Source organism: Mucilaginibacter sp. NFX135, from assembly GCF_048565145.1.
Lineage (GTDB): Bacteria > Bacteroidota > Bacteroidia > Sphingobacteriales > Sphingobacteriaceae > Mucilaginibacter.
In genome coordinates, this window is sequence record NZ_CP183412.1 from 4,001,098 (window position 1) to 4,022,712 (window position 21,615).

Genomic DNA, 21,615 nt, shown 5'->3' on the forward strand with positions numbered 1-21,615 from the left:
ATTATTTAATGCGGCCATATGCTTTATCCAGGTCAACTTTACTTATTAAGGCATCATAAAGTCCTTGTATATATTTATCGTTTGCATCATCAAGAGATGTTTGGGCTTGTGTTACTTCGATACTTGAACCAACCCCCTGCTGATATTTTATTTTAGAAACACGTAACACCTCTTCAGCCAACTCGCGGTTTCTTTTCTGATTATTAAGGCTTTGCAGCCCGTTAACATAGGCAACATTAGCTTTATTAGCTTCCAGCTTCAGCCCGTTTTTTGAATTCTCTAAATCATTCTGGGATTTTAAAACAGCTATTTTTGATTGCCTTACCTGGTTTAAACGCTGCCACCCATTAAATATGGGAACGTTGAGTGTAAGCCCTATGTAACTGGATGGGAAATTCATTTTATACAAGTTGCCAAAACTATTATTCTGATAAGATGAGGTATAGCTCGCATTGGCTTTCAGCGTTGGTAAGTACTGTGATTGCTGACGCTTGAGATCGAGCTTCTTAAGAGCAACACCTGTTTCTGATAAGCTATATTCAATACGGTTATGATAAAATGAGGTATCTGCAGCCAGATCAGCGGTGTCATCCAACTTAATGTCTTCCAGTTTATCCTTTAAAGAAAGTGCATTCTCTATAGGCATGCCCATTTGGAATTTTAAAACCTGGTAATTTAAGGCCAAGGAACGGATGGTATTCTCGCGGGTGGTTACTAAATTATTATACTGAACAGCTATACGATCTACATCTATTTTTTCAACTGTGCCCTGTTTGTTTTGAGCTACGGTTTCATCATACTGCTGCTTTAATTGTTTAAGATTGGCATCCGTTAACCTTAACTGCTCATTACTAACCAGTACCTGGTAGTAAGCCTTGGTAACTGATACGCTAATTTGAATTTTATTACGGGTAAGGGTCTTTAATGAAAGCTCCTTATAGGTTTTAGAGGCCTTTAAACCCACCAAATAACTACCGTCAAAAAGTATCTGGTCGGCTGTTGCACCAATGCTTGACTGATATTTAACCCCAAACTTTACAGGAATAAAAGTACCAGCTGGCTGACCAAACACTTCGCCGGGCAGCAATGTTGTTGGAATTTTCAAGTAATCCTGAAAAGTAGCTGATCCGCTTATCTGGGGCAAACCAATACCCCTTGTTTCTTTAACCTTATACTCCGCGCTTTTAACATCAAGCCCTGCATTTACAACAGAGTCCTGATGCTCGTAGGCATAATTGATGCAATCCTGAATACTAAAACTAAAAGTTTGACTATTAGGTGGCGCTTCCTGCGCGTAACTTTTGAAAGCTATAGCGCAAAATACTGTTGCCGTAAAAAGTAAATATTTCATTGTTATTTTATATAGTATAGTTGGTGTTATTATTCAGTTATTTATGCTTACCGATTCAAAGATTATATCCGCCAATAGCGCTAATAATTTACTCTTCGTGTATGTTTTTGTATTGGTTTAATAGCTTGTATCCCTTAAGAGTGCACACCCCATAATTAAAATGATCCTCAAACTGTACCTGTACCTTCCAGGTATTAAACTCTCCAATTGGAAAAATATCGGTGTTGAAACCCAATTCTATCTGGCTCACCCGCATCCGCGCAATTATCTTTACATCGATATCCTGACGGATGTAACCCTGCTTCATTCCTTTTACCAAAAGATCTTCCATAGTGTTGATCAATACTCCGGCTTTAAATTTTTGAAATTCAGCCCAGGCCTCCGGATGATATTTTTGCATATCATGTACTGCAGTCGGGTTCATCTCGGCAAATATTTCTTCAGAGCATTTCATCATATTGATCATCGCTTCTATTACATCGTTTGATTTACTGATGATATCATTTATTTGATCCTCATCTTCTTTCAACCGGCCTTTAAGCACCGCGGTAACCAATTCATTTTTGTCTTTAAAAAACTGGTATATGGTTTTTTTTGACATGCCAATATGTTTGGCTATATCATCCATAGTGATGCTCTTGATTCCTGCTCTTAAAAACAGTTCCAGGCTTCCGCGCAATATTCTCTCTGTTTGACTCATTGACTTTCCGGGTCAAAACTAAGGAAACATTTTTTGATTTCAAAGTTTCCATTAGAAAATACAATTGCCTGACAAAGCACTCATTTAATACCCTTTGTTTTAACTACTTCCCTGCTTTTTATTATATAACCATTGACCATCCTAAAATAGGACATCGGAATGCAAATATTTTATAGTTCCAATTCGCGCCTCAACATATGGAGTATCTGCCCGTCTATTTTCTTACCTTTGCCAAAATTTATAAAGAACATGATGCTTTCTCCGCTTTCAGCAATTTCGCCAATTGATGGCCGTTACCGTAACACCACCGCTGAACTTGCCAATTATTTTTCTGAATACGCCCTGATCAAATACCGCGTATTTGTTGAGATAGAGTATTTTATTGCCTTAACAGAAAGTTCCCTGCCTCAATTACAACATTTTGATGCCGGCGTTTCTGAAAAGTTACGCCATATCTATAAAAACTTCAGTGAGGCTGATGCCGAAAGCATAAAAGAGATCGAAAAAACCACCAATCATGATGTAAAAGCGGTTGAGTATTTTATAAAAAAAGAATTTGACAAATTAGGCGGACTTGAGCCTTATAAAGAATTCATACACTTCGGCCTCACCTCCCAGGACATTAACAATACCGCCATACCCTATACCTTTAAACTGGCTGTAAACAATACCTATTACCCCGCTATAAATGAACTGGTTAATGTCTTGAAAAATTACGCGCGTGATTGGGATCAGATACCGATGCTGGCCCATACACATGGGCAACCAGCCTCACCAACCCGTTTAGGTAAGGAGATCCAAGTTTTTGTGGAGCGTTTAGAGGCTCAGCTTGAATTATTGGCAGCAGTGCCCTACTCGGCCAAATTTGGCGGCGCAACGGGTAATTTCAATGCACACCATATAGCATATCCTAAAAATGACTGGAAAGCTTTCGGCAACCATTTCGTTAACGATATATTAGGCCTTAACCGCTCACAATTCACCACACAAATAGAGCATTATGACAACTTTGCGGCACATTGCGATGCACTGAAAAGGATCAATAACATTATCATGGACCTGGACCGCGATATGTGGACCTACATATCCATGAATTATTTTAAACAAAAAATAAAAGCAGGCGAAGTGGGCTCATCAGCCATGCCGCACAAGGTTAACCCGATCGACTTTGAAAATTCCGAAGGTAACCTGGGTATTGCTAATGCTTTATTTGAGCATTTGGCAGCCAAACTTCCGGTTTCCAGATTACAGCGCGACCTGACCGATTCAACCGTTTTACGGAATATTGGCGTTCCGGTAGCTCATACGCTGATCGCTATCAAATCAACTATAAAAGGTTTAGGCAAATTACTTTTAAACCAGGATGCCATTAATGCCGACCTGAAAGCTAACTGGCCGGTTGTTGCCGAGGCTATACAAACCATATTAAGGCGCGAAGGATACCCCAACCCGTATGAGGCCTTAAAAGATCTCACCAGGACCAACCAACAAATTAACGCGCAAACAATAGCAGCCTTTGTTGATACGTTAAATATAAGTGAAGCTATTAAACAGGAGCTAAAACAGATAACACCGGCAAATTATACGGGGATTTGATCTGCGGATTTCAGATGTGCAGATATGCGGACGAAAGCATTATTGTTTGATTTATCATTTGCCCATTTGAAATTTGCACATCTGCACATTATAAAGTCATCTATCATCTATGTGTCATAACTAATTAATAGCTAACTTTAAACAAAAAAGCTACCTAAATTTGTTAATTCAAGATTTAATCAGAAAGCTAAAATGAATATCAACGTATATACAGAGTTAACGCCAAACCCGGCAACAATGAAGTTCATTGTGAACAAGTTGCTTATTAATGGCAGTGCCGATTTCGCCACAAAAGAAAGTGCTGAAAAATCACCTTTTGCTAAGGAGCTTTATAAATTCTCGTTTGTGAATGGTGTTTTCTTTGCCAGTAATTTTGTTACCATCACTAAAACCGAAGGTAGCGAATGGGGTGATGTAGAGCCTATTATGAAAGAGTTTGTAAAAGGCGCGGTTGAATCTGAACTCAAAATACAATTAGAGGAAGAAGCAGAAGCAGCAAACTTTGAAGGTTCTGAAACCGAAGTGAAAATACAGCAGATATTACATGATTACGTTCGTCCGGCTGTGGAGCAGGATGGCGGTGCTATTTCATACCGCTCATTTAACGAAGGAGTAGTTACCGTTGAACTGCGTGGCTCCTGCAGTGGCTGCCCATCATCAACCGTTACCCTTAAAGCTGGTATCGAAAACTTGTTGAAACGCATGGTTCCTGAAGTTACCGAAGTAGTATCAGAAGCGCTATAAAATAATCGATGCGGATTCCACTAATTGATTCGAATTACGCGAATTGATTAGTGTGCAAATGGCACAAATTTAATCGAATTAACCTAATAGGTACTCAATTAAATTTGTGCCATTTTTAATTAGTGAAATTCGATCAAATTCGTGTAATTAGTGTTTATTTGAAATATTTTTGGATATACTTCACCAGCTCCCCTGTTATCTTTCCGTTGGTTGCTACAACTTCCCTGGCTTCCAGCACATCGCTGCCACCGTTAAAAGTAACTACCTCGCCCCCGGCCTGTCTTACGATGACTATACCGGCAGCTACATCCCAGGAGTTTAAATTATACTCGTAAAAAGCGTCAAACCGGCCACAAGCCGTATAAACCAGGTCGACAGCAGCAGAACCCAAACGCCTGAGGCCATGGCAATTCTTCATCAAATCGGCAAACAGGGCAATATAGGCGTCCTGCTTTCCAAAGTCATAGTATGGAAATCCGGTAGCCAGTAAACTGTCAGCTACCGTTTGGTTGTTACTTACCCTGATCTCGGTACCGTTCAGATACGCTGGCCCACCTTTCCAGGCATAAAAGCACTCGTCCAGATTTACCTCATATACTACCCCAGCCACCAATTCATCATACTCTTTAAGTGCAATACTTACCGAAAACGAAGGAATGCCGTGTATAAAATTGGTGGTACCATCCAAAGGATCGATGATCCAGTTATATCTTTCGCCAACGGTTGTTGTAGTTTTTTCTTCGGTAATAAAACCTGCTTCCGGTAGTATTTTGCGTAAACCTTCCACAATCAGTTTCTCGGCGGTTTTATCTACGTATGATACCAGATCGTTCAAACCTTTGTATTCGATTTTATCGGCATTAAAGGTTTTACGCTCCTGCCTTATAAAATCTCCGGCTTGTTTTGAAACCTCAATTACCTGTTCAGTTATGTTTTTGAGTTGCATGTTTGCGTAATGATAAGCTGAATGAAAATGCCTTATGTACAAAAAAGCTCGCGAAGAACAAGCTTAATGCTGCCCCTATTCTGGCCACCGGCGGATAAATGCCAAAGTCTTGTATCAATATTTTTATCACCGCTAAATTGGCGAAAAAACCAATGAAGGCAACCGACGCAAAGCGGATAAACTGTTTGTACGCCGATAATTTTGATTCGGTAAAAACCATATACCGGGTGATCAGGAAGTTTACTACCACTCCCATACAAAATGATAAGGCCAATGATAAAGTGGAGTTGCGAACGGTTAACGAGAATATCTGGTAAGTATGCCGTACCAGCAAATTATGATAAAAAAGGTAAAATGCTGAAACGTCAACTAAAAAACCTGCTCCTGCAGAGATCACAAATCTGACCACCTGGTTATCCAGTAATTTATTGGCTTGCTTAATATTAGCCATGCTTTAAAACAGCTGATTTTTTGTCCTTATTTAACCCGTTCACAATTAAAACGGCACCGCCAACAACCATCAGCAACGAAATAAACTCGGCTTGGGTAAAGCTGATACCTGCCACATGATATTTAGTGTTTACACGTATCAATTCAATAAAAAAGCGTTCCACACCGGCCAGGATCATGTAGATACCAAACATAACGCCTGCAGGCTTTATACGGTCGCGGATGCTCCATAAAACCCAGAACAGCAATAAACAAACAATCACTTCATAAAACGATGTAGGATAAACCGGGTACTGTAATTCATGGCAAAACTTACCAATACAGCCCGGAATGGCCACACCTTCGTCATTCACATTATGCGGAAATTTAAAGGCCCACATCCAATCAGGGGCCCAGCTCAACCAGCCAGGTTTTGGAGCGGTATTGGTTATACCCCAATCACCATCGCCCGACATCTGGCAGCCTACCCTACCTAAAGCATAGGCCAGCATCATACCAGGCCCGCCAATATCCAACATATCCAGAGGTTTAATATTATGTTTGTTGGCAATATATAGTACTGCTGCTCCACCGCATATTAAACCACCATAAAAGGTTAATCCGCTAAAGCCTACCAGCATCCCTACTGGGTCCTTCATAAATTCGCCCCAGTTCTCCAATGCGTTAAATACTTTGGCACCGGCAAAGCCAAAAACGGCTGCCCAAAGCAAAATGTTGCCCATGAGCTCATGCGGATGTACTGTTACTTCCTTGGTTACCGGTTTGGGTTGTTTTTGCTTTTCGGCCTCATGATAGGCCCAGTAAGCAAACGCGGCGGCTCCAATAAGCCCGCCAATCCAACTGCCGCGTAAGGATAATAAAAAATCCTGCGGAGCATCCAAAAGCATGCGGTAGTTCAGTATACAATCTACCAGTTTATAACCTAAAACAAAACCAAAAACACCATTACCAACCAATTCATTAACCGAGGCCGGTTTGCCTATAGTAACCGTTTTTTTGAATGAATGGATAATGCCTAATTTCTCTTTCCGTTTAAATTCCTGTGCAAAAGCCCAGTAAGCGCCCATAAATGCTATAGCCACAAAAAAGCCAAACGTTTGAACAGGCAAAGGGATATTTATACCAAAAAGATATTGTAAAAGCGATGTAATGGTTGGAAACATAGGTTATAGTTTGAAGCGAATATAGTGTTTTAATGCACTAATATTTCTTCGCTTTCTGTTATATCGACATCACCATCTGGTGAAATATTTGTTAAGTGTACCTTTTTAAGTTCGTTGATCAGCACGGGGTCATACTTGGTACGTACCTTCACATAGTTACGGGTAAAACCGTGCATATAGCCCTCTTTAATATCCCCCTCAAATAAAACCTCTTCTGTTTTATGCAGCTGGCTCTCATAAAACGCCCGGCGTTTTTTGTCAGACAGGATATGCAGCATTTTACTGCGCTCACCACGGGCCGAACCAGGTACCACGCCGGTCATCTGGCTGGCCAGTGTATTTTCCCGCTCCGAATAGGTAAACACATGCAGGTATGAAACGTTCAGCTCATTCAGAAAATTATAGGTCTCCACAAAATCTTCACGGGTTTCGCCGGGAAAACCTACGATCACATCCACACCGATACAACAATCGGGCATCAGTTCCTTAATTTTAGCTACCCGGTTTACATACAAATCACGCTTGTAACGGCGACGCATCAAGCCTAATATCTTATCAGAACCCGACTGTAAAGGGATATGAAAATGCGGCACAAAACGCTTTGAAGCAGCTACAAAAGCAATAATTTCGTCGGTAAGCAGGTTGGGTTCGATGGACGAGATCCTGAAACGATCTATCCCCTCTACATCATCCAAAGCCTGTACCAGGTCAAAGAATTTATCTTCGCGTTTACCATTACGTATACCAAAATCGCCCAGGTTTACACCGGTCAATACAATTTCCTTTACACCTGATGCAGCTATCTGCCGGGCCTGTTCTACCACATTTTCGATGGTATCACTGCGGCTGCTGCCACGGGCCAACGGTATGGTACAAAAAGTACAGGAATAATCACAGCCATCCTGAACTTTTAAAAATGTACGGGTACGGTCGCCAAAGGAATAGGCGGGTACAAACTCGTTGGCTTCTGATACCGGTTGATTGTACACTACAGCCTTAGGTTTCTTAGTGAGATCGGTAATATGATCAATGATCTGAAATTTTTCGGCGGCGCCCAGCACCATGTCTACACCCGGTATTTCGGCTATTTCCTGTGGTTTTAGCTGTGCGTAGCAACCTACAATGGTCACATAGGCGTTCGGCGATATTTTGAGCGCCTCCTTAACTATTTTCTTGCACTTTTTATCTGCGTTCTCGGTAACCGAACAGGTGTTGATCACAAAAACATCGGGGGTATTCGTAAACTCCACCGTATCGTAGCCGGCCTGGTTAAACAGGCGCCCGATAGACGAGGTTTCCGAATAGTTGAGCTTACAGCCCAGCGTATAAAAAGCAACTTTCTTATTCATCTTTAAGGGCGCAAAGATAATTAATTATTGAATTACTGAGTTAGTGAATTATTGAGTTATGACAAACCATCAATTATACAATACCGTTCTTTGATCAATCCCGCCTCTTCAAAACTTTTTAAACCCTCAATTTTAACACTTTTTCAGTCGAAAACGAGGTAAAAAGGCTCGCTTTTTGGTCACTCTAACAATGTTTTAATGCCATTTAACACTTTTTAACAAATTTTTGATAGGTTTTGAAAAGTTTAAAAAGTATTAAATATTTGGCTATCAAATAACCACATACCAAACGGTCGGTTTTGGGGTTGTATTTTCCCTTAACCAAACAGCCCGGTTTTCTGACAAATCAGAAAACCGGGCTGTTGTATACACAAATATACGCAATTTATTGGGGCTATAAAAATCGATGTCAGGCGACTGGCTTTTTCTATTTAAAATTATATTATTTTAGATAAATACCTCAGCGGGCCTCGTTATAGATCATCAACATGAAATTTAAAATAGCCTTACTACTTTTTGCAATAATGACCGGCACATTTGCCTCTGCCCAACAGCATCCAAAGAACATTATATTGGATACTGATATAGGGCCCGACTATGACGATGTTGGAGCGATGGCTGTTTTACATGCCCTGGCCGATAAAGGCGAATGCCACATCCTGGCCACTATTGCCAGTAACCAATACAGTAACATAGCGCCGGTACTGAGTGTTTTGAATACTTATTTTAAAAGACCGGGAATCCCCATTGGGGTAGTGCGGGGCAAGGCTGTTAATATCCCCTGCGCGCAAAAATGGGATTCGCTGATTGTTGACAGGTATCCGCACCGGATAAAAGACAACAATGAGGCGGAGGATGCGACAATACTGTACCGCAGGATCCTGGCTGCACAACCCGACCAAAGCGTAACTATAGTAACCATCGGGTTTATGACCAATATGGCTAACCTGCTTCAATCAAAACCAGATAAAGTATCCCCCTTAAGTGGCGCTGCCCTGGTTAAAAAGAAAGTAAGGCTCATGGTGAGTATGGCCGCCTGTTTTAACCGGGAAATGGGAAAATTCAGGGAGTTTAATGTCGAAAAAGATTCGGTTTCTTCAAAAATAACGTTCGATAACTGGCTTTCGCCCATTATTTTCAGCGGGTTCGAGATCGGCGAAAAGATCCATACCGGTTTGCCTATTGTAAAAAATAAGTCTATTACCAATTCACCGGTTAAGGATGTATTCCAAAAAAGCATACCGCTTGATCCTAACGATTCCAAAGGCCGCATGAGTTGGGACGAAACCGCTGTATTGGTTGCCGTTCGCAGCTATGAAAGATATTTTAGTGTTGTAAAAGGTAAGATCATATGCAACAGCGATGGCAGCAACCAATGGGATAAAACCGGCACCCTGGACCGTTATTTAATACTGAAAATGCCTATCCCGCAAATAGAAGCTGTTTTAAATACGCTGATCATGCATCAGCCTAAAACAGGGAAATAAACAAGCGGTTTCATGTAGTCTGAAGACTACCTGCATAATCGTCTGAAGTCAGAGAATCAGACAGCAAGGGGATCACCCCTGAATTTCTCAGTAAAATCCGCAGGGAAATGACACTATTTGCCGTTGACCCTTAATTTATATTAAGGGTATTTCTTAAAATAGGTTAACAGGGGATTGGTGGAGACTCACGACATTTGTAAAAAAATTATAGCGTGAAAGAAGAAACCAACAAAGCTTTAATGCTCCGTTTTCTGGAGTTCATTAATACAGCAAGCCCACAACTTGCAAATGAAGTAATTTCGCCAGAGGCGGTCTTTTACGTTCCTGGACGTCCCGAACCAATGCGTGGCCCTGGCGGATATCTCGAAATAATCAATATGATGCGCAGCGGATTTCCTGACATGCAATGGAAAATAGAAGACTGGGTTGCTGAGGATGAAAAAGTGGCGGTGCGATTTACCATGCATGGAACGCATAAAGCTCCCTTTTTTGGAGTCCCGCCAACTGAAAAATCCATTCATGTGCAAGCCATGAATTTTTATCGCATTTCGGATGCCCAAATTATCGAAGAATATGGTCAACCAGATTTACTTGGATTATTGCAACAAATAGGAGCTTTCCCAACAGATTAATTCACCCATTTATGAAAGCAGTTCAGCCTATGATCGGTGTTATCACTACAAGTGTTCGAAAAAAATAAAAGTGTGTCATTTCGAACAAGGAACGAGGAGAAATCTTCTGCGATTTGCAATTGGGGCTTTGTATGTAACAGAAGACTTCTCTTTCGCACTATGCTCGTCCCTACTGCTTGCTCTATCGAAATGACAAATTTTTTATAGAAATTCAATCTTCCGAACACCTGTAGTGTTCACCGCACCACTATCATGTATGTTTTATGAATAGAACGTCAGCCAGTAATGAGTGGTACGGTGATAACACCGACCACAGGCTAAAATGACACTATTTGCCGTTGACCCTTAATTTATATTAAGGGTATTTCTTAAAATAGGTTAACAGGGGATTGGTGGAGACTCACGACATTTGTAAAAAAATTATAGCGTGAAAGAAGAAACCAACAAAGCTTTAATGCTCCGTTTTCTGGAGTTCATTAATACAGCAAGCCCACAACTTGCAAATGAAGTAATTTCGCCAGAGGCGGTCTTTTACGTTCCTGGACGTCCCGAACCAATGCGTGGCCCTGGCGGATATCTCGAAATAATCAATATGATGCGCAGCGGATTTCCTGACATGCAATGGAAAATAGAAGACTGGGTTGCTGAGGATGAAAAAGTGGCGGTGCGATTTACCATGCATGGAACGCATAAAGCTCCCTTTTTTGGAGTCCCGCCAACTGAAAAATCCATTCATGTGCAAGCCATGAATTTTTATCGCATTTCGGATGCCCAAATTATTGAAGAATATGGTCAACCAGATTTACTTGGGTTATTGCAACAAATAGGAGCTTTCCCAACGAATTAATTCACTCATTATATTAGCCATAAAAGCAGTTCAGCCTATGGTCGGTGTTATCACTACAAGTGTTCGAAAAAAATAAAAAGTGTGTCATTTCGAACAAGGAACGAGGAGAAATCTTCTACGATTTGCAATTGGGGCTTTGTATGTAACAGAAGACTTCTCTTTCGCACTATGCTCGTCCCTACTGCTTGCTCTATCGAAATGACAAATTTTTTATAGAAATTCAATCTTCCGAACACCTGTAGTGTTCACCGCACCACTATCATGTATGTTTTATGAATAGAACGTCAGCCAGTAATGAGTGGTACGGTGATAACACCGACCACAGGCTAAAATGACAAATTTTTTATAGAAATTCAATCTTCCGAACACCTGTAGTGTTCACCGCACCGCTATCATGTATGTTTTATGAATAGAACGTCAGCCAGTAATGAGTTGTACGGTGATAACACCGACCACAGGCTAAAAAGTATAACGCGGTTCATGTAGTCTGAAGACTACCTGCATAATCGTCTGAAATCAGAGAATCAGACAGTGGGCTGGTGATATCATCGAACCCCTTACTCCTACCGGCGCTTTGGTTTCGATACAGCTAAAGCAGAAGCTACCAGTCTATTTTTATAAATGATATCCCTTGGCGGGGCAGATCAAAATTTATATTTATTTTTCCTGATTTTACGTTTATATTTTGCGCCGTGCCAATAGTTTGTAACTGCCCGGCCTTCTCCAATTCTGCTATTTGCCCTGCACTCGGGCTTTGCGGTGAGCCCATCTTTTTCCAAGCTTCATAGGAGTTGCTATGCTGATCATCAATCCGGTAATGCGCCAGCCTAACGCTTTTAACAGGTATGTTTTCAACCTGTAGAGATACTTGTTCCGCTGGCTTTTTTTCATCATTATCATGATAATTCCAGATAAGTATCCCTGCCGTTGTTTTGTCTTTTGAAGCTAATACGCCAATATCAGACAATGGCCCGCGAATACTGGAATCAAGCATGGTTTTCAAGGGGTACATCCTGTTGCTTTGGGCCTTCACTCTACTCCCTGTCATTTTGCCCAGCATTCTGAAAAGATTTAAAATGGGCTTATCCACACCATTAGTCGCCAGATCGCGAAAGCCGTAAAACCAGGGTTGGTTTTCAAACTCAAAACTCCAATTTACGGCACCTCTTAAGTTTACTTTGTATTGATCGGCTAATTCGTATTCGCGAGCTATAGTTGCCGCTGTATAACTCGGATACAAAGTTCCGTTCCGATAGGCGTTCTGTGGATCTGTAGCCATACCGCAGGCAGCACATCCTTCCGGGTCAGACTCACCTACAATTAAAGGGATATTTTTTGTTTCAGGATAAGCGGTTGCTACTTTGAACCCAGCCTCTATATCACGAAGATGAGGTGAAGCATTCATCCTCACCATTCCATTAACTATTGATGGCTGCCCCTTCGCATGGAAGGTTAAGATATCAAGTGGCGATCCTGTATGACCTGTTGCATAATTAGTTTCTGTTGTACAATGCTTAATAAAATCATTAAGCATCTGCTGCGCCCCTCTTCCAGATGTACCAGCCACGTTAAACCCGCCTATTTTAGCGGAAGGAAGAGCGCGCTTTACGCCATCAGCCGCATAATCGTAAAGTTTAAAAAGCTCTTGTTCGGTCCCTTTCCAGTAAAAGCCATTAGGCTCATTCCAAACCTCCCAATACCAGCTTTCCACCTCCTTTTTACCATATCGGTTTATAGAATGCTTTACCCAATTATAAACGAGATCACCCCATTTCTTATAATCCTTGGGCGGATATGTCCAACCGGTTGCTATATCTTTATAAGGATCTCCAGGTTTCCAATGGTGGCGATAAGGTTCCGGATGAGTGGAAAGTGCCTGGGGCATAAAACCAATTTGAGCAAATGGTTTCATCCCCCGTTTAATGTAGGTATCAAATATAGAATCGATAATTTTCCAGTTATAAATAGCATTCCCATTTGAATCTTCCGTGTACATGTTGGTCGATCCCCATTTTAATGCAGCTTCTCCATCTCCGGTAACCATCAAACTATGCGTTCTTACATAAACAGGCGCCGGGCTTAGCGCCGAAATTTCGGTAAGTAATTTTTTACCATCCTTCATATAGGTATAGTTTGGCTCATCATAGCCAAACCAAGCCCAAAATGGCTTCATCGGTCCTTTCTCAACAGATAGATCAACATGAATGTCTGCCTTTCTAATGACTTCTTGTGCACTAAGATTTTTTAACAGGAATGGCAGTAATATAAGGATGGTCTTTACTTTTTTCAGCATTACTCGTAATTGTATTTCAATGTAATTAAACCTGATCTAAAACTCATTATTATTTTCAGCCTATGGTCGGTGTTATCACCGCACTACTTTTATAAATAGAATGTCAGCCAGCAATGAGTGTTACGGTGATAACACCGACCACAGGCTAAAAAGCGTGTGGCAGGATACCTACTTCTTACTATTTATTTCTTTTAGGGCCCGTTTTAACACAGCGTCGGTGCCATTGATCACATCATCAGGAGTGCGGGGTACTTCAATATCCGGGATAACGCCTATACCTACAAAGTCGCGGCCATCCGGGTAGGTATCACGCTTGGTACAGATGCGGGCTGTAAAGCCGGGTAAAGTGAGTGGCAAGGGCTGACCAGTACTGCCATAGGTGCGCTGCCCAATAGTTGTTGCACAATCTTTTAAGCCATCCAGTGTGATCAGAAAATCTTCTGCGGCCGAAGCCGTGTTGTTTCCGCACAGCACCACCAGCGGCGATTTTATTTTTTGCTCCTTAACATCGTTGTTAAATGTCATCGTATCGCCCTTGTACCAGTATTCGCCTTTGGCTGATGCTATTGATTTTTGCTGCCAGTTGGATAATTTATCTTTTTGGGTGGTATCCATTAGTTCATAAGTTCCCCAGGCCCGGTAAGCCGACAAGTTATCGCGGGTTTTCCAGGCAGAGCCCACCAAAACCTTCTGATCGGTAAAATACATCAATATTTCAGCCCCAATACCGCTGTCGCCACCACCATTACCGCGCAGATCAAGGATTACGCCTTTACATTTATACAGTTCGGGCACTATCTTTTTAAATTCGGTAACGATCGACTCGTCGCCAAAACTGTTCAGTTTCACATAAGCTATTCCATCTATATTTTCGTAATCCAACACCTTCCGGGGTGTATTATTGGTTGCCCGCCTCACCCAATTGGCACGATAGGTATGGTATTGATAGTTGTAATCTATTAGCTTGCCTTTAGGTGACCGTAGCTTTAAATGCCATACTTTAGCCGTATCGGTATCATAAAACATCATAGCCGCGGCTGTATTCCAAAGCACGTGCTCTGTTGATGAGCTGATATAGGGAATGATCTCCTTTTCGGCATAGGCTTTTGCCTCTACCCCATTCACACTTACCAATTCAGATCCCAGGGGCACCTGATCTTTAAACTGAACCGGGATATCGGTTACAATAAGCTTCTTATCAAAATTTTCAATATTGATCCATCTATATCTTGATGCGTGCGGCATCAACGCCTGTGGAAAATCAATATTGGTATGACCGTCCTTTAGCAAAGCGCAAAACCGTTGCATCACCAGATAATATTCCCAGGTGCTTTTTGTGGCTAGTATTTTGGGGATATAGGCCTGATAGGTACTATCCCAATTAATTTTGGCATGGTCAAAATACGCGAAATTGTATTTTGCTTCCGACCAGAATTTACTCAGTCCATACAACTTATCGGCCGATGAAAGATTGGAAACGGTATCAATTTGAGCAAAAACCGGGCGAAAACCCGTCATTAGAAATACCAGGGAAAGGCAGTAGCAGATTTTTTTCATGGACAGGCTCAGTTAATAATCTCAAATATAAGTTTTGGCTATTGAAAGATGGTGTCTGCTGTTACTTTTTCTATTAAAAATTATGCTATTTTCGATAGATACCTCACCGAGCTTTGTTATTGAACCTACAGTCGGTGTTATCATCGCACCACTATCATGTATATTTTATGAATAGAATGTCAACCAGCAATGAGGGTACGGTGATAACACCGATTACAGGCTAAAAGCGAAATATTTCCCTTAAGACAATACCTTGCTTTTTTGAATATTATACTCTTCTTCTGTCAAAATACCCTTTTCTTTAAGATCGTATAGTTTATGTAATTGATCTGAAAGGCTTGACTGTTCTTTCTGAACTGCATGTGGAACGTTTACAACTATATTATTCACGTTATTATTATGGTTTGTATTACCAAATCGTCCAAATAATGCGTTATATGTATCAACTTGACTGCCTAATGTAAACAAATCAATAAACCAGCCTATAAAAAATATTCCGCAGGTAAAAAAATATAGTATTCCCATACCTGTTTTATTTAAATAAAATTTATGAACGCCTATAAGACCAAGAAAAAACCATAAGATGTACGCAGTTGATTTAGATTTCATTTTTAAAATGCTTTAAAGTTTAAGTTAAGGCAATATAAAACTTTTTCTCAAACAAATAACACCTTACGTTTCATCTAAGTTTCATCACATAAACCGGGTATTACTCCCCGTTCCACCTGTAGCTTTCGTTTTCCAGGCCAATGAGGTCAATTACGCGGTTTATTACCGTCATGGCCAGTTCTTCGATTGTTTTGGGTTTGCTGTAGTATGAGGGGATGGCCGGGCAGATGATACCGCCTGCTTGGGTCACCGTTTCCATATTGCGGATGTGGATAAGGTTTAAAGGGGTATCGCGGGCTACCAGGATTAGTTTGCGGCGTTCCTTAAGGATCACATCGGCAGCGCGGGTGATCAGATCGTCAGAGATACCGGCTGCTATGCGGCCCAGCGTACCCATAGAGCAGGGAACGATCACCATGGTATCAAACCTGGCCGATCCGGAAGCAAAGGGCGCCATAAAGTCATTTTTAGCATAAAAGTGGTAATCGTACTGACTAAAGTCTTCATTATCGAGCTCAAAACGCCAAACGTCCTTGGCATTGTCAGACATTACAACGGCCACTTCCTGTACCTGATCTTTTAACTGGCTTAGTTTTTCTAACAACAGGCGGGCGTAAATAGCGCCGCTGGCACCCGTAATGGCAACTACGATCTTCTTCTTCATAATTAATCCTTCAACAGCAACGCAAACATACCAAAGTTACGGGCATAAAAAAGGGTCGAATAACAAGTACCCGACCCTACATCTACCTATGAAAAACATGCCCTTGAGAGGGCACTACAAATATAATAAGAGTTTTGAAATTAATAAACAAATTTGTAAAAATAATTTTACGTTAAGTTTTTATAAATTCTTTTCGATAAGTAATTGAATAATACCATCAACCATACCTACCCTGGGTACGTAAATACTCTTAATACCGGCATTTTTCATAACGGTAAGATATATTTCGCAGGCAGGTATGATCACATCGGCGCGGTCCTGATTAAGGCCAAGCACGTTAATACGGTCTTTAAGGGAGAAAGATGTGAGGTAAGTATAAAGCTGGCGGAGCTTGTTAAAGCTCAGCGGCGCTTCGTTTTCTTCTTCAGAGAGTTTGTACAATTTGTTAATGTTGCCGCCGGTGCCAATACCTGCCAGCTGTTTAAAGCCGCGGGTATGTTCGCGTATAAAATCCCTCATTTCGTTCCAGGTTTCTTCGGTATCCTGGTTATCCAGTATCCTGATGGTACCTATGTTGAATGATTTGGATGCCATGAGCTGACCGGTTGAAAACAGGGAAAGCTCGGTACTGCCGCCACCCACATCAATATAAAGGTAGTTTTTACTTTTATCGATATTTTGGTCGGCATGGCTGGCGTAGATCACTTTGGCTTCTTTTGATCCGTGGATGATCTCCAGATCAATATTGGCTTCCTGTTTAATCAGTTTGGCCACCTCTTCCCCATTTTCGGCTTCGCGCATAGCCGATGTGGCATAGGCCAGGTAATCGGTTACCTTATACACATCCATCAGGTTACGGAAAGCCTGCATCGCCTTTAAAAGATCATTGGTTTTACGCTCAGAAATATGGTGCTGTATAAACGCGTCATCGCCCAAACGTAATGGTACCCTGATCAGGGTATTCTTTTTAAAAGAAACCGAACCATTGTTTTCAATAATGTCAGCAATCAAAAGCCTCACGGCGTTTGAACCTATGTCTATAGCGGCGTATCTCAATTTATTTATTTTTAGCTTTTAGATAATTATATATTTCAATCTGCGCGCGATGCGACTCGGCAGAGTGAGTTTTATGATATTTGTTATTGTTCTGGCTGTTTATTTCCCGGGCTTTGGTGTTATCATGCAGTTGTATATCAATTACATCCCTAATCTCCTTGCGTAACTGCTCGTCATATATCGGGAAACCAACTTCAATGCGGTTATCAATGTTACGGGTCATAAAATCGGCAGATGTTAAATACAGTAACTCGTTACCGCCATTGCAGTAAATGTGCACACGGGCATGCTCCAGGTATTTATCAACGATGCTGATCACTTCAATATTTTCGCTATATCCCTTCACGCCGGGTATCAGGCAGCACATCCCGCGGATGATCATCCTGATCTTAACGCCGGCATTACTGGCAGTGTAAAGCTTAGTGATCAGGTCCTCATCGGCGAGGCTGTTCATTTTTAATATCATGTAAGCCTTTTTACCAGCTTTGGCGTTCTTGATCTCGTTATCGATCAACCGGTAAATAGCCGGTCGGGAATCAATAGGTGATACTATTAAATTCTTGAGCCCTTTTGGCAAAGCGTTTTTATATAGGGCTCTGAAAACCAATACCAGATCGCCGGTGATTTTAGGATTAGCTGTAAACAAGGTATGATCCGCATAGATACGGGCCGTCTTTTCGTTGAAATTACCTGTTGAAAGGCAGGCATAATAGGCCAGTTTCCGTTTTTCTACACGCGTAACCAGGCATATTTTGGAATGCACTTTGTAACCGGCTACGCCATACAATACGTTCACGCCTTCCTCTTCGAGCCTGTTGCTCCAGAAAATATTGTTTTGCTCATCAAACCGGGCTCGCAGCTCAACCAGGCAGTTTACCTTTTTGCCATTTTTGGCCGCGTTGATCAACGCGTGTATCACCCGTGAATTTTCGGCCAGGCGGTATACTGCAATGCTGATCTCCCGTACTTTGGGATCAATAGCGGCTTCTCGTAAAAAGTGGATGATATAATCGAACGACTGGTATGGTGTACTCACCAGGTAATCCTTTTTAGCGATCAGCCCAATCAAACTTTTACCAAACGACAGATCCTCAACCGGTAATGGGGGATATTTAGGGTATTCCAACTCGGGCCGGCCAACATTGGGGAACGAGATAAAATTTTTAAAATTGTGATACCTGTTACCTGGTATCAGGCTTTCGCCATGCAGGCCCATCTTGTTCACCAGGTACTTTAACATATCCAGCGGCATTTCGCTATCATACAGCAAACGCATGGGTTTACCCTTTTTGCGTTTTTGCAGGCTTTTAGATAACGAATCGATAAACTTTTCACTCACTTCTTTATCCAGATCGAGCTCCGCATCGCGGGTGAGCTGCAAGGAATAAGCCTCGATACTGTCGTGGTTGAAAATGAAGAATATATCTTCCAGACTATACCTGATAATATCATCCAGCAGAATGATAAACTTCAGATTATTGGTTTCGGGCAGCGCTATAAACCTGGAAAGATTATCCGGGAACTCTATAAGCGCGAACCTTGTTTTTTTATTTTTGGTGAGCTTTACAAAAAAGTAAATAGCTCTATCGCGCAGTTCGGGCAGCGGCATGGTATCATCCAACATAATGGGCACCAGCGTAGCCAATAACTTTTCCCTAAAATAGGTTTTAACAAAGGCGCCGCGGGTTACATTAAGCTGCTTATCGTTCAGCAAAAAGATCTTTTCTTCGGCAAGTTCCTTTACAATGATGTTTTCATAAAGGTTATTGAATTTGCGCTCCTGCTTTACAACCAGGTTTTTGATCTGGTTAAGGATCTTTTTGGGATTGTAGCCCAGAATTTCCTTTGATTTTTCGTTCAGGTTGGCCAGGCGGCTCATGGTAGCTACCCGTACACGATAAAATTCGTCAAGATTGGATGAAAATATGGCTAAAAACCTTACCCGTTCAATTAGCGGAACAGTTGGGTCGGCAGCTTCCTGCAAAACCCTATCGTTAAAATATAACCAACTTATCTCTCTGTTTATTAAGGGAACCTGTTTATCCATATAAATTGCCCGCCTGGGCTCACGTTTACAAAACTGCTTATTTATTTGTTAACTTAATATTAACTCATTAGTATTTAACGAGTTTTTATTCACACATAGTTCATGGATCATAGTTCATAGGCAATTGTTGATGACTCATGGTTCATAGATCATAGTTTTAGCTGTATATTAAGTATAAAGATTGATATATTCAATAAACCGAAAGTCATGAATAATATTTTAACAATTCATCAACCAGCGACTATGATCTATGAACCATCAACTATGAACTATACGCTATAAACTATAAATTACTTAGTTTTGTGAACATTTATAAAACCATTTACTTATGCCAACATTTGATATAGTAAGCAAGATAGACGGACAAACGCTTGATAACGCTATCAATACCGCAAAAAAAGAGATATTGAACCGTTACGATTTTAACGATTCAAAAAGCACTATCGACCTGGATAAAAAAACCAATGAGATCACCATCGTTACTGAGAATGATATGCGCTTAAAAGCCATTCAGGATTCCATTATCAGCCGTATGGTGAAACAGCACCTGGACTCCAACGCTTTGGATTTTGGTAAAGAGCAATATGCATCGGGCAATATGATCCGCAAGGAGATTAAAGTTAAAGAAGGCATTGATAAGGAAGCAGCTAAAAAGATCGTTAAAAAGATAAAAGACAGCGGCCTTAAAGTACAGGCTTCCATCATGGACGACCAGGTACGTGTGCAGGGTAAAAAAATTGACGACCTGCAAGCGGTGATCAGCCTGTGCCGCGGCGAAAACTTTGGCCAGCCGTTGCAGTTTATTAATATGAGGGACTGATTTGATACTGATGGCCCTGTCATCCTGAGCCTGTCGAAGGATCGCGCGCAGAGGCCCTCCCACCATGCTTCGACAAGCTCAGCATGACAGCCACTAAACAAAAAGAGACGCATGTGATGCGTCTCTACAAAAAATCATAACGTAGAGACACATTACATGTGTCTCTTTTATTTCAAACAGGATTATCCTGCTACTTCAACTTCTTTAACTTCATTAGGACGGCCATTTTTGAAAGCCTTGCGTGGTGACAAGCCAAGTAATTCAAACATCGCCATATCGGTATCAAATGATGGGTTTGGTGTGGTTAATAATTTTTCACCGGCGAAAATAGAGTTGGCACCTGCCATAAAACAAAACGCCTGCTCAACCACGCTCATTTCTGTACGACCTGCCGAAAGGCGCACTACCGTTTTTGGCATAATGATACGGGTAGTAGCAATCATGCGCACCATATCCCAAACAGATACCCTTGGCTGATCGGCCAGCGGCGTACCTTGCACAGGCACCAATGCGTTGATCGGCACTGATTCCGGATGTTTAGGCAGGTTTGATAATGTTTTAAGCATAGATATACGATCTTCTACTGTTTCACCCAGACCGATGATGCCACCGCTGCACACGGTAATTTTGGCTTTACGCACATGTTCCAGTGTCTGTAAACGCTCATCATAAGTACGGGTAGTGATGATACGCTTATAATCTTCCTCAGAAGTATCCAGGTTGTGGTTGTAGGCATACAGACCGGCATCGGCCAAACGCTGTGCCTGGCTTTCGGTAAGCATACCCAAGGTACAGCAAACTTCCATATCCAGGGCATTCACTGCCTTCACCATGTCAATTACCTTGTCAAAGTCGCGGTTGTCACGTACTTCGCGCCAGGCTGCACCCATACATAAGCGTGAAGCACCACCGGCTTTGGCTTTTTCGGCGGCGGCAATCACTTCGTCTTTAGGCATGATGGCGTGTACATTTACACCGGTATTGTAGCGCGCGGCCTGCGGGCAATACGCGCAATCTTCAGAACAACCACCGGTCTTTATCGAGATCAGCGAGCTGATCTGTACTTCGGCATAGTCCTTATTTTCGCGGTGGATAGTTGCGGCCTTGTAAACAAGGTCGAGCAGTGGGGTATGGTATATTTCAGCTATTTCTTCTTTTGTCCAATTGTATCTTACCTCGGTCATTTCTGTTATGATTTTGATGGTTCAAATTTAGAATAATTAGTGATTTAGTGAATTAGTGATTTAGCGATTTATTGTCTTGAATCAGAATTTACAGAATTAAAGAATTAACAGAATCCTAAC

19 protein-coding genes are annotated in these 21,615 nt (G+C 41.5%); 6 read left to right on the plus strand and 13 right to left on the minus strand.

Annotation, left to right across the window (positions count from 1 at the left end; genetic code table 11):
* Position 1 precedes the first annotated feature (1 nt).
* A complete protein-coding gene (locus ACNURT_RS16555) occupies positions 2 to 1,351 on the minus strand; it encodes a TolC family protein (RefSeq protein WP_419698643.1) in 1,350 nt (449 codons plus the stop codon).
* Between the two features lie 88 nt (positions 1,352 to 1,439).
* Entirely contained in the window at positions 1,440 to 2,051 is a 612-nt protein-coding gene (locus ACNURT_RS16560; protein ID WP_419698644.1) for a TetR/AcrR family transcriptional regulator, read from the minus strand.
* Between the two features lie 249 nt (positions 2,052 to 2,300).
* On the opposite strand from ACNURT_RS16560, the gene purB reads away from it, so the two are divergent.
* Positions 2,301 to 3,647 carry an adenylosuccinate lyase gene (purB, locus tag ACNURT_RS16565; RefSeq protein ID WP_419698645.1) on the plus strand — a complete coding sequence of 449 codons (1,347 nt, stop codon included), beginning with the start codon at positions 2,301 to 2,303 and terminating at the stop codon, positions 3,645 to 3,647.
* A 192-nt stretch (positions 3,648 to 3,839) separates the two neighbouring features.
* The gene (locus ACNURT_RS16570) at positions 3,840 to 4,391 is read left to right on the plus strand and encodes a NifU family protein (protein WP_419698646.1); all 552 of its coding nucleotides are present in this window, start codon (positions 3,840 to 3,842) and stop codon (positions 4,389 to 4,391) included.
* Between the two features lie 154 nt (positions 4,392 to 4,545).
* Here ACNURT_RS16570 and ACNURT_RS16575 read toward each other — a convergent pair whose 3' ends face one another.
* The 4 genes from ACNURT_RS16575 to mtaB are packed head-to-tail and all read right to left on the minus strand — an operon-like array spanning position 4,546 to position 8,299.
* Positions 4,546 to 5,337 (minus strand): inositol monophosphatase family protein, encoded by a 792-nt coding sequence (locus tag ACNURT_RS16575; RefSeq protein ID WP_419698647.1) that lies wholly within the window; start codon positions 5,335 to 5,337, stop codon positions 4,546 to 4,548.
* A complete protein-coding gene (locus ACNURT_RS16580) occupies positions 5,315 to 5,788 on the minus strand; it encodes a GtrA family protein (protein WP_419698648.1) in 474 nt (157 codons plus the stop codon). Before ACNURT_RS16580 ends, ACNURT_RS16575 begins: the two co-directional genes overlap by 23 nt.
* Positions 5,781 to 6,950 (minus strand): prolipoprotein diacylglyceryl transferase, encoded by a 1,170-nt coding sequence (locus ACNURT_RS16585; RefSeq protein WP_419698649.1) that lies wholly within the window; start codon positions 6,948 to 6,950, stop codon positions 5,781 to 5,783. The genes ACNURT_RS16580 and ACNURT_RS16585 overlap by 8 nt, the downstream gene beginning before the upstream one ends.
* A 29-nt stretch (positions 6,951 to 6,979) precedes the next feature.
* Positions 6,980 to 8,299, minus strand: coding sequence for a tRNA (N(6)-L-threonylcarbamoyladenosine(37)-C(2))-methylthiotransferase MtaB (gene mtaB, locus ACNURT_RS16590; protein ID WP_419698650.1), 1,320 nt, complete (start codon positions 8,297 to 8,299; stop codon positions 6,980 to 6,982).
* A gap of 488 nt (positions 8,300 to 8,787) precedes the next feature.
* Here mtaB and ACNURT_RS16595 point away from each other — a divergent pair, with 488 nt between their 5' ends.
* The 3 genes from ACNURT_RS16595 (at position 8,788) to ACNURT_RS16605 (ending at position 11,265) form a co-directional block, all read left to right on the plus strand.
* Positions 8,788 to 9,786, plus strand: coding sequence for a nucleoside hydrolase (locus tag ACNURT_RS16595; RefSeq protein ID WP_419698651.1), 999 nt, complete (start codon positions 8,788 to 8,790; stop codon positions 9,784 to 9,786).
* A gap of 212 nt (positions 9,787 to 9,998) precedes the next feature.
* The gene (locus ACNURT_RS16600; RefSeq protein WP_419698652.1) at positions 9,999 to 10,418 is read left to right on the plus strand and encodes an ester cyclase; all 420 of its coding nucleotides are present in this window, start codon (positions 9,999 to 10,001) and stop codon (positions 10,416 to 10,418) included.
* A 427-nt stretch (positions 10,419 to 10,845) separates the two neighbouring features.
* Positions 10,846 to 11,265: an ester cyclase gene (locus tag ACNURT_RS16605; RefSeq protein ID WP_419698653.1), complete on the plus strand. Its 420-nt coding sequence runs from the start codon at positions 10,846 to 10,848 to the stop codon at positions 11,263 to 11,265.
* Between the two features lie 601 nt (positions 11,266 to 11,866).
* On the opposite strand, the gene ACNURT_RS16610 is transcribed toward ACNURT_RS16605, so the two are convergent.
* From ACNURT_RS16610 to ppk1, 6 genes are all read right to left on the minus strand, one after another.
* Positions 11,867 to 13,558: a GH39 family glycosyl hydrolase gene (locus ACNURT_RS16610; protein ID WP_370995292.1), complete on the minus strand. Its 1,692-nt coding sequence runs from the start codon at positions 13,556 to 13,558 to the stop codon at positions 11,867 to 11,869.
* A gap of 168 nt (positions 13,559 to 13,726) precedes the next feature.
* The gene (locus tag ACNURT_RS16615; RefSeq protein ID WP_419698654.1) at positions 13,727 to 15,115 is read right to left on the minus strand and encodes a S41 family peptidase; all 1,389 of its coding nucleotides are present in this window, start codon (positions 15,113 to 15,115) and stop codon (positions 13,727 to 13,729) included.
* 240 nt (positions 15,116 to 15,355) lie between these two features.
* On the minus strand, positions 15,356 to 15,724 hold the full coding sequence (locus ACNURT_RS16620) for an NINE protein (RefSeq protein WP_419698655.1): 369 nt from the start codon (positions 15,722 to 15,724) through the stop codon (positions 15,356 to 15,358).
* 100 nt (positions 15,725 to 15,824) lie between these two features.
* Positions 15,825 to 16,388: a UbiX family flavin prenyltransferase gene (locus tag ACNURT_RS16625; RefSeq protein ID WP_370995287.1), complete on the minus strand. Its 564-nt coding sequence runs from the start codon at positions 16,386 to 16,388 to the stop codon at positions 15,825 to 15,827.
* Between the two features lie 180 nt (positions 16,389 to 16,568).
* A complete protein-coding gene (locus ACNURT_RS16630; RefSeq protein WP_370995286.1) occupies positions 16,569 to 17,444 on the minus strand; it encodes an exopolyphosphatase in 876 nt (291 codons plus the stop codon).
* 1 nt (position 17,445) lies between these two features.
* Positions 17,446 to 19,491 carry a polyphosphate kinase 1 gene (gene ppk1 / locus ACNURT_RS16635; protein WP_419698656.1) on the minus strand — a complete coding sequence of 682 codons (2,046 nt, stop codon included), beginning with the start codon at positions 19,489 to 19,491 and terminating at the stop codon, positions 17,446 to 17,448.
* Between the two features lie 328 nt (positions 19,492 to 19,819).
* Between ppk1 and ACNURT_RS16640 the strand changes: the two genes are divergently transcribed.
* Positions 19,820 to 20,311: a YajQ family cyclic di-GMP-binding protein gene (locus ACNURT_RS16640; protein ID WP_419698657.1), complete on the plus strand. Its 492-nt coding sequence runs from the start codon at positions 19,820 to 19,822 to the stop codon at positions 20,309 to 20,311.
* Positions 20,312 to 20,493: 182 nt separating this feature from the next.
* Here the strand turns inward: ACNURT_RS16640 and bioB are convergent, their stop codons facing one another.
* Positions 20,494 to 21,495, minus strand: coding sequence for a biotin synthase BioB (bioB, locus tag ACNURT_RS16645; protein ID WP_419698658.1), 1,002 nt, complete (start codon positions 21,493 to 21,495; stop codon positions 20,494 to 20,496).
* Positions 21,496 to 21,615 lie beyond the last annotated feature (120 nt).